Raw genomic sequence first — 8,249 nt, forward strand, 5'->3', positions numbered from 1 at the left:
TCATCGCCTCAAACAACTTATTCGACCACCAGCCGCCCCAACCGTTGACGCAACATGCGGTTCTCGGCGCGCAACTGCTTCACCTCATCCAGCAGATCCAGCGCCAGCGCCACGCCTTCCCACTCCAGCTCCAGATCACGGCGCAGCTTCACCGCGCGCTTCGCCAAGGCCAATTCGTAGTCGGTGAAGCGCCATTCCCGGGGCTGCGCGCCCTGAGGTTCGAGGATGCCGTGCTCGACGATTTCGATCACGTAGACGTCCGACAAATCGGCCGCCTCACAGAATTCTGCCAGGTCCAGTTGAACGATCAGGGGGCTGCTCATGATGGGCTACTCCGTCGTCGGGTTCAGAAGTTCTCTCGCGGATTGAAGGCGGCTTTCTTCGCCAGTTCCTGCCACAGCGCCTTGACCTCATCGTCGGAGGCTTTCGGCATCACGGCCTTGAGCTGCACGAACAGATAACCGCGTTCGCCGGCCTTGTTCAGCAGGCCGTGGCCCTTGGCGCGCATGCGCTGGCCGTTCTGGCTGCCGGCCGGGACCTTGAGGTTGATCTTGCCGGTCAGGGTCGGCACGGCCACTTCAGTGCCCAATGCCAATTCCCACGGAGCCAGGGGCAAGGTGATGATCAGGTTTTCGCCTTCGACATCGAATTTCGGGTGCGGCGCAAAACGGATGGTCAGGTACAGATCGCCATTCGCCCCGCCACCGATGCCCGGTGCGCCCTGGCCCTTCAGGCGAATCCGCTCGCCGTCGGTAACGCCGGCCGGAATCTTCACGTTCAGGCTCTTGCTGGTGTTGCTGACATGCTGGCCGTGCGCATTGTATTGCGGCACCTGAAAGGTGACTTTCTTCGATTCGTTCGACAGGGTTTCTTCGAGGAAGACCGGCAGTTCCATTTCCACGTCTTGCCCTCGGCGTCCGCGTGATTGGCGGCTCTCGGCGCCACCGAAACCGGGGCCGCGATTGCCGAAGATCGAACTGAAGAAGTCCGAGAAGTCGCCCGTGTCGCCACCGCCACCGCCGAAGCCGCCGCGGCTCTGCCAGCCCGGCGGGCCCTGGAACGGCTGACCGTGCTGGCCATAACGGCGCAGTTCGTCGTATTCGGCGCGCTTGTCGGCGCTTTTCAGCGCTTCATAGGCTTCCGAGGCGTCCTTGAACTTGGCCTCGGCGTCTTTTTCCTTGCTGACATCGGGGTGGTATTTGCGCGCCAGCTTGCGATAGGCCGCCTTGATGGCCTTGTCGTCGGCTGTCGGCTCCACGCCGAGTATCTTGTAATAGTCTTTGAAGTCCATGGAAGGATCACCATCCGTTATCGATTTCGCGCCGAGACCAGCATGCGCCGATTGGCACGTGCCGGGTTGACCGATCTCAAGTTTGTGACCGGGTGGCGCCGCAGAAGTTTATCGGCAGTGGACGACGGTTCTTGCGACCGCCGGTGTGTCTGCCGGCCCATGCCAGCAAGTTTGGGGCGAAGCGGCGCTTTTCAAGCTGTCTGCCGGCGAAATAGCGGATGACCGGCCTTCGAATCTGCCGCGCACTGACATACACTGCGCGGCCGTTTTTTCACCGGAATCCGAAAGAAATGAAAGACGCCTCTCCAGCCCGTGCCTGCGGCATCGACTTCGGCACGTCCAACTCCACCGTCGGCTGGCTGCGCCCCGGCATGGACACCATGATCGCGCTGGAAGACGACAAGATCACCCTGCCGTCGGTGGTCTTCTTCAACATCGAGGAACGTCGCCCGGTCTACGGTCGCCTGGCCCTGCATGAGTATCTGGAAGGCTACGAAGGCCGGCTGATGCGCTCGTTGAAAAGCCTGCTCGGCTCCAAGCTGATCAAGCACGACACCAGCGTCCTCGGCACGGCGATGCCGTTCAAGGACCTGCTCGGGCTGTTCATCGGCCAGCTCAAGAGCCGCGCCGAAACCGCCGCCGGTCGGGAATTCGAGCAAGTGGTGCTGGGCCGTCCGGTGTTCTTCGTCGACGACGATCCGCTGGCTGACCAGGAGGCCGAAGACACGCTGGTCGAAGTGGCGCGCAAAATCGGTTTCAAAGATGTGTCGTTCCAGTACGAGCCGATCGCGGCGGCATTCGACTACGAGTCGACCATCGAGAAAGAAGAGCTGGTACTGATCGTCGACATCGGCGGTGGTACCTCCGACTTTTCGCTGGTGCGCCTGTCGCCCGAGCGTCGCGGTGTCGACAACCGTCATGACGACATCCTCGCCACTGGCGGCGTGCACATCGGCGGAACCGACTTCGACAAACAGCTCAGCCTGCAAGGCCTGATGCCGCTGTTCGGCTACGGCAGCCGCATGAAGAGCGGCGCGTACATGCCAACCAGCCACCACATGAACCTGGCGACCTGGCACACGATCAACTCGGTGTACTCGCAGAAATCCACGCTGGCGCTGGGCAGCATGCGCTACGACATCGAAGACACCGGCGGCATCGATCGTCTGTTCAAACTGATCGAACAGCGCGCCGGGCACTGGCTGGCGATGGAAGTGGAAGAAACCAAGATCCAGCTGACCCACGCCGACAGCCGCCACGTGCCGCTGGACCGCATCGAAGCCGGGCTGAGCGTCGAGCTGAGCCGCGCGCTGTTCGAATCGGCGATCGAGGCCTTGCTGGAGCGTGTGCGTGGCAGCGTTACGCAGTTGTTGAATGACGCTGGCGTGGCGGTCGATCAGGTCGACACGGTGTTCTTCACTGGGGGCTCCAGCGGCATCCCGGCCCTGCGCAACAGCGTCTCGGCAATGCTGCCGAACGCCCGGCATGTCGAAGGCAACATCTTTGGCAGCATTGGTAGCGGTTTGGCGATTGAAGCCCGCAAACGCTATGGCGTTTAGGGGCAGCCGCAAGTTTTAAGCTGCAAGCTGCAAGTAAGAGCAAAAGCAAAAGCCACTGCGGCTCTCGCTTCTGCTTTAACTTGCAGCTTGAAGCTTGCAACTCGAAGCTGCTTTTCTAGACCATTCCTCCGAGCTTCAACTCACTCTTCAGATACGCGTAATAAATCGGCCCCGCCACCACCCCCGGCAGGCCGAACGCGGCTTCGAACACCAGCATCGCCAGAAGCAACTCCCACGACTTGGCACTGATCTGCCCGCCGACAATGCGCGCGTTGAGGAAGTATTCGAGCTTGTGGATAACGATCAGGTAGCCCAGCGCGGCGATCGCCACCCAGATCGACAGCGACAGGCCGACGATGGTGATCAGCGTATTCGACATCAGGTTGCCGATCACCGGCAGCAGGCCGAGCAGGAAGGTCAGCACGATCAGGGTTTTGGTCAGCGGCAGCTTGATGCCGAACATCGGCAGGATCACAGCGAGGAAGATCCCGGTGAACACGGTGTTGAGCAGGGAAATCTTGATCTGCGCGAAGACAATATTGCGAAACGCCTGCACCAGCAGATGCAAACGGTCGAACAAAGCGGCGGCCAACGGCTTGCGCTTGGTCACGTCGGGGATGCGCTGCAGGGCGATGATCGCGCCGAGCACCATGCCGATCAGCAGGGTGACGAACATGTGCGCAGCGTCCTTGCCGACCAGTTGCAGGTCGGCCAGATGCTTGCTCGCCCACTCGCCGATCGCCACGCGAAATTCCGCCGCGCTGGCCGGCAGGTAAGCGTCGATGAACGGCGGCAACTGTCCGCGCGCGCGATCGACCACGCCCATGAATTTATCGAGCGAGGCGCCGGGGTTTTCCGCTTCATGCAGGAGGAAACTGATGGCGCCGGCGAAGATCAGCGCCAGCGCACTTACTACCAGCGTGCCGAGCAGCGCCACCGCCAACCAGCGCGCACGCCGCCCTTCGATCAGCCGTTGCAGTTGCGGGGTGAGCATGTTCACCAGCTCGAACACCAGCAACCCGGCCAGCAGGCTCGGCAACAGGCGCAGCGGCAGCACCAACAGCAAACCGCCAAAAATGATGATGCAACTGACCCAGAACACAACATGACGCTGAGAAAACGTTGGCATACAGCCTCAAAACGAACGGCGTGAAAGGATGGGCAGTCTGCCAGCGATCCGGGGTTAGCACTAGGGATATGCGGGGCGTGGGATTGGCGGTGTATTCACCGACGCTTTCGCGAGCAGGCTCGCTCCCACAGGGGAATGCATTTCAAATGTGGGAGCGAGCCTGCTCGCGAAGAGGCCGGCAAGCTCACCACATTATTTTACCGTTTCACTTTTTCTTCAGACACTCACTCATGAACGCCTTGCGCGCATCGCCGGTCAGCGCTTTGGTTTTCGCGTCGGCATTGCAGGTGGTCATCTTCTGCTGCTGCGGGGTCAGCTCCTTGCCATCGTTGGCCGCTGGTGCCGCTTTCAGGCAGGTGCTCATGAACGCCTTGCGCTCGTCGCCCTTCAAGCTCTTGGCGGTCGCATCGGCATTGCAGGTGGTCATCTTGTTCTGTTGCGCCGTGGCGGCGAAACCCTGGGAACACACAAGCAGCCCGATCATCAACAACGGCACACGCAACATCTTCATGGAGTTTTCTCCTTGTTGCCGCACCGATGGATGCGGCCTCTGTCGCAGTGTAGTCAAAGCTTGTTACACCTTCCTGCCCTCGAGGTGGCTGCGCCGATACTGCTCCGGCGTGCACCCGGCCTGGCGGGCGAACATGGCGATGAACGCCGAGCCGCTGCTGTAGCCGAGGTCGAAAGCGATTTCCTGCACCGAACGCGAGGTTTCCAGCGCCTCGATCGCCGCCAGATAACGCAAGCGCTGACGCCATTCGCCAAAGCTCATGCCCAGCTCGCGGACAAACTGCCGGGCCAGGGTGCGCTCGCTGACATGCACTTGCGCGGCCCAATGCGCCAACGGTTGGTTGTCGCCCGGCGCGGCCTGCAAGGCGTCGAGAACCGTCAGCAAGCCCGGGCTGCTCGCATACGGCAGGTAACATTCCTGCACCGGTGCCTGTTGCAGTTGATCGACCAGTACCTGGGCCAGACGCTGATCGGCTTCATGCTCGGGGATCTTCACATCGCGGGCGGCGAAGTCCTTGAGAATCGCCTTGAGAATGTCACTGATCGCCAAGGTGCAGGCCCGCGCCGGCAATCGTGTGCAAACGCTTGGATCAAGACACACCGCGCGGTAGTTGACCGGCTGATGGCTGTAGAAACTGTGCTCGACCTCGGGCGGCACCCACACGGCGTACTGCGGCGGCGACATGAAGCGGCTGCCGTCGACATCCATGTGCAACACGCCATGGGCCGCGTATTCCAGCGTGCCCCAAGGATGGCGATGCGGCGCGGCATATTCGTGGGCATTGAAATCGGCGTAGCGGAAATACACCGCTGACGGCAATTCGCTGAAATCGAGCAGATCGATGTGTTTGCTGTTCATGCTGTCCGGATGCAGAGGCAGGTTGTCCGGTTCGCAGTATAGGCCTGCATCCAGACAGGCGATAATCGCGCTTCATCAACGTTCTGGTTTTTGTCCCATGCAATACGCGTTTCCCCTGCTGGCGATTTTCATCTGGGCCGGCAACACCGTGATCAACAAACTGGCGGTCGGCGTGATCTTCCCCGCCGAGATCGGTTTCTATCGCTGGCTGCTGGCCGGCGTGCTGTTCACGCCATTCATGCTGAAGAAAGTCATCGCCCACTGGCCGCAGATTCGGCCGAACCTAGGGCGGATTTCCATCCTCGGCGTGCTCGGCATGGCGGTGTATCAGAGCCTCGCCTATTTCGCCGCAACACTGACCACCGCGACCAACATGGGCATCATCCTGTCGTTGATGCCATTGATGTCGCTGGCCATGGCGATCATCAGCCTCGGCCAGCGCCTGACCGCTGGTGCCTTGGTCGGTGCGGTGCTGTCGTTCGCTGGCGTGCTGGTGGTGGTGTCATCCGGCAGCCTCGGAGCGCTGCTGCAACACGGGGTCAATCTGGGCGATGCGATGATGCTGATCGCAACGCTGGCCTATGCGGTTTACAGCACGCTGCTGAAAAAATGGCAACTGCGCCTGCCGCCGCTGGTGCTGCTGTACTTGCAGGTGCTGGTGGCGATTGTGGTGTTGTTTCCGTTGTTCGCTGTTTCGCCGAAGACCGGTTTGAATCTGCAGAACGTGCCGCTGGTGCTGTATGCATGCCTGCTGGCTTCGATGGTCGCGCCGCTGGCGTGGATGCAGGCGGTGCAGCGACTGGGGCCGAGCCGGACGACGCTGTTTTTCAATCTGCTGCCATTGATTACCGCGCTGATTGCAGCAGTGGTGTTGAAGGAACAGTTGGCGATGTATCACCTGGTGGGCGGGTTGCTGACCTTGGGCGGGGTGGTTTTGTCGGAGCGCTGGACCATGGTGTTGGGCCGGCGGATCGGCGTTGCCTGATAAGGCCCCTTCGCGAGCAGGCTCGCTCCCACGTTGAAATGCAGACACCTGTGGGAGCGAGCCTGCTCGCGAAGAACGATGACGCGGTCTGTTTGGCTATAACCCTGCAGCCTCCAGCCGCGCCGCATGCTCGACAAACAGCCTTACCGGATCTGCGCCTTTGCCCACCAGTCCCAGCGACTGATTGACGATGTCGAAATGATCCAGCGGATAGTCATCACCGATCACCGTGCCCAGATGCGAGCTGTAACGGCCGACCATGCCATCGCACTGCCCCGGCTCACGGACGAAGGTCCTGGCAAACAAGCGACAACTGCGGTTGGTGCCGTCAAGAAGATTGCCGCCACGATCGGTCTTGCCCGGTTGCAGCGTCCCTGACCAGGAGTAATAGCGCACACCGTTGACCTCTTCCGGCCCCTGCCCTCCCCAGACCTCCGGCAGCCCTTGTGGATAACGCTGATTGAATAATGCAACGCCCGCAGTCGTCAGCGATTGGTGGGAAGCGTGGATATCCACCGGCAGTTTCGGCCCGTGGTAACCCGTGTCGAGCAATGCCATGACCCAGCCGATCAGGCGCAGCAACGCTTCGAGCAAGCGGCCCTTGGCGCTGTTGGCGGGATAGTGCTTTTCCAGATAATCGGCCAGTTCGGAGCCGTGATTCGGCCCGGCCACCGATGTTACCGAGGCGACCAGATCCGGACGCTGCGCCGCCGCATAGCGCGCGGTCAACGCGCCCTGACTGTGACCGAACAGATTGACCTTCGGCGCCCCTGTCTCGCGGAGAATTTCCTCGATCCGCGTAAGCAACTGCTCGCCGCGCACTTCCGTGGAATTGAGTGGCGAAACCTGCACCGCGACCACCGTCGCACCACCACGGCGCAAGGCCTTGATGATGCCGAACCAATACGGATAAAGCACCAGCCGGACAAAGCCGAGCATGCCCGGCACCAGCACCAGTGGATAACGTGTCGACATGGGTTACATCCTTGTGCGCGGTGGGTGGAGGCCAGACGTGCAAGACGCTCGCCAAGCATCCTCCTCGACGATGACAACTCAACGATAAGCCTATTCCAGCTCTGACCCTGCCGACATCGCAGTCCTCAGCAGTTCCTGAACCGAGTCCGGCGTAAATCGCATAAAACTTTTCGCTTCGCTCAAGACTCACACCCTGAGTAGCGACCGCGTCTTCAGAACGTGGCGCCTATCGGATTAGCCTCCAGGAGAATGAAATGAGTGACGTGCATTTGTCTGATGTTCAAACCCTGCGCGAACGCGCGCGGCAACACGTGGAAAACGGCGCGGTCACCGAGGGTTACAACGCCAACCGTGAAGAAATCCTGCGTTTGCTCAATGAGTCGCTGGCCACCGAACTGGTGTGCACCTTGCGCTACAAGCGCCACTACTTCATGGCCAACGGCCTGAAAGCCAACGTCGCCGCCGACGAATTTCTCGAGCACGCCAACCAGGAAGCCGAGCACGCCGATCGTCTCGCCGAGCGGATCGTGCAACTGGGCGGTGAGCCTGAGTTCAACCCTGACCTGCTGAGCAAGATGTCCCACGCGCAATACGTGGCCGGCAACACACTCAAGGAAATGGTTTACGAAGATCTGGTGGCCGAGCGCATCGCCATCGACAGCTACCGTGAAATCATTCAGTACATCGGTGACAAGGACCCGACCACCCGCCGCATCTTCGAAGACATCCTCGCCCAGGAAGAAGAACACGCCGACGACATGGCGGATATCCTTAACGATCTGTAACCCTTAACAGCAAAAGATCGCAGCCTTCGGCAGCTCCTACAGGGGGAACGCATTCCAAATGTAGGAGCTGCCGAAGGCTGCGATCTTTTGATCTGCCCTGCTTACTTGCTGGGTTTAACGGTCACCGGCGCCTTGCCCTGCTTCATCTGTTCCAGC

The 8,249-nt window shown here is 60.7% G+C and carries 9 protein-coding genes; 3 read left to right on the plus strand and 6 right to left on the minus strand.

Going from position 1 to position 8,249, the window contains the following annotated elements:
* Positions 1-17: 17 nt before the first annotated feature.
* Entirely contained in the window at positions 18-323 is a 306-nt protein-coding gene (locus D8U82_RS20460) for a chaperone modulator CbpM (RefSeq protein ID WP_122610385.1), read from the minus strand.
* A 23-nt stretch (positions 324-346) separates the two neighbouring features.
* The gene (locus tag D8U82_RS20465; RefSeq protein WP_024011397.1) at positions 347-1,291 is read right to left on the minus strand and encodes a DnaJ C-terminal domain-containing protein; all 945 of its coding nucleotides are present in this window, start codon (positions 1,289-1,291) and stop codon (positions 347-349) included.
* A gap of 290 nt (positions 1,292-1,581) precedes the next feature.
* Here D8U82_RS20465 and D8U82_RS20470 point away from each other — a divergent pair, with 290 nt between their 5' ends.
* On the plus strand, positions 1,582-2,850 hold the full coding sequence (locus tag D8U82_RS20470) for an Hsp70 family protein (protein ID WP_122699771.1): 1,269 nt from the start codon (positions 1,582-1,584) through the stop codon (positions 2,848-2,850).
* 115 nt (positions 2,851-2,965) lie between these two features.
* Here D8U82_RS20470 and D8U82_RS20475 read toward each other — a convergent pair whose 3' ends face one another.
* The 3 genes from D8U82_RS20475 to D8U82_RS20485 all read right to left on the minus strand — a co-directional run bounded on the left by D8U82_RS20475 (position 2,966) and on the right by D8U82_RS20485 (position 5,348).
* Positions 2,966-3,979 carry a membrane protein gene (locus D8U82_RS20475; protein ID WP_016771899.1) on the minus strand — a complete coding sequence of 338 codons (1,014 nt, stop codon included), beginning with the start codon at positions 3,977-3,979 and terminating at the stop codon, positions 2,966-2,968.
* Positions 3,980-4,184: 205 nt separating this feature from the next.
* The gene (locus D8U82_RS20480) at positions 4,185-4,490 is read right to left on the minus strand and encodes a PsiF family protein (RefSeq protein WP_016771900.1); all 306 of its coding nucleotides are present in this window, start codon (positions 4,488-4,490) and stop codon (positions 4,185-4,187) included.
* A 63-nt stretch (positions 4,491-4,553) separates the two neighbouring features.
* On the minus strand, positions 4,554-5,348 hold the full coding sequence (locus D8U82_RS20485) for a helix-turn-helix transcriptional regulator (protein ID WP_130888331.1): 795 nt from the start codon (positions 5,346-5,348) through the stop codon (positions 4,554-4,556).
* Between the two features lie 97 nt (positions 5,349-5,445).
* On the opposite strand from D8U82_RS20485, the gene D8U82_RS20490 reads away from it, so the two are divergent.
* Positions 5,446-6,333 carry a DMT family transporter gene (locus tag D8U82_RS20490; protein ID WP_130902858.1) on the plus strand — a complete coding sequence of 296 codons (888 nt, stop codon included), beginning with the start codon at positions 5,446-5,448 and terminating at the stop codon, positions 6,331-6,333.
* Between the two features lie 96 nt (positions 6,334-6,429).
* On the opposite strand, the gene D8U82_RS20495 is transcribed toward D8U82_RS20490, so the two are convergent.
* Positions 6,430-7,308, minus strand: coding sequence for a triacylglycerol lipase (locus tag D8U82_RS20495; protein WP_071174258.1), 879 nt, complete (start codon positions 7,306-7,308; stop codon positions 6,430-6,432).
* Positions 7,309-7,562: 254 nt separating this feature from the next.
* Here D8U82_RS20495 and D8U82_RS20500 point away from each other — a divergent pair, with 254 nt between their 5' ends.
* Entirely contained in the window at positions 7,563-8,093 is a 531-nt protein-coding gene (locus tag D8U82_RS20500) for a ferritin-like domain-containing protein (protein ID WP_016771904.1), read from the plus strand.
* Positions 8,094-8,249 lie beyond the last annotated feature (156 nt).

Source organism: Pseudomonas sp. Sample_23 (assembly GCF_004307595.1).
Classification (GTDB): Bacteria; Pseudomonadota; Gammaproteobacteria; order Pseudomonadales; family Pseudomonadaceae; genus Aquipseudomonas; species Aquipseudomonas atacamensis.

Bases quoted from the DNA above. Each gene is read 5' to 3' on its own strand.
- D8U82_RS20495 (WP_071174258.1), bottom strand. From the start codon at position 7,308: ATGTCGACACGTTATCCACTGGTGCTGGTGCCGGGCATGCTCGGCTTT.
- D8U82_RS20460 (WP_122610385.1), bottom strand. From the start codon at position 323: ATGAGCAGCCCCCTGATCGTTCAACTGGACCTGGCAGAATTCTGTGAG.
- D8U82_RS20470 (WP_122699771.1), top strand. From the start codon at position 1,582: ATGAAAGACGCCTCTCCAGCCCGTGCCTGCGGCATCGACTTCGGCACG.
- D8U82_RS20490 (WP_130902858.1), top strand. From the start codon at position 5,446: ATGCAATACGCGTTTCCCCTGCTGGCGATTTTCATCTGGGCCGGCAAC.
- D8U82_RS20480 (WP_016771900.1), bottom strand. From the start codon at position 4,490: ATGAAGATGTTGCGTGTGCCGTTGTTGATGATCGGGCTGCTTGTGTGT.
- D8U82_RS20500 (WP_016771904.1), top strand. From the start codon at position 7,563: ATGAGTGACGTGCATTTGTCTGATGTTCAAACCCTGCGCGAACGCGCG.
- D8U82_RS20465 (WP_024011397.1), bottom strand. From the start codon at position 1,291: ATGGACTTCAAAGACTATTACAAGATACTCGGCGTGGAGCCGACAGCC.
- D8U82_RS20475 (WP_016771899.1), bottom strand. From the start codon at position 3,979: ATGCCAACGTTTTCTCAGCGTCATGTTGTGTTCTGGGTCAGTTGCATC.
- D8U82_RS20485 (WP_130888331.1), bottom strand. From the start codon at position 5,348: ATGAACAGCAAACACATCGATCTGCTCGATTTCAGCGAATTGCCGTCA.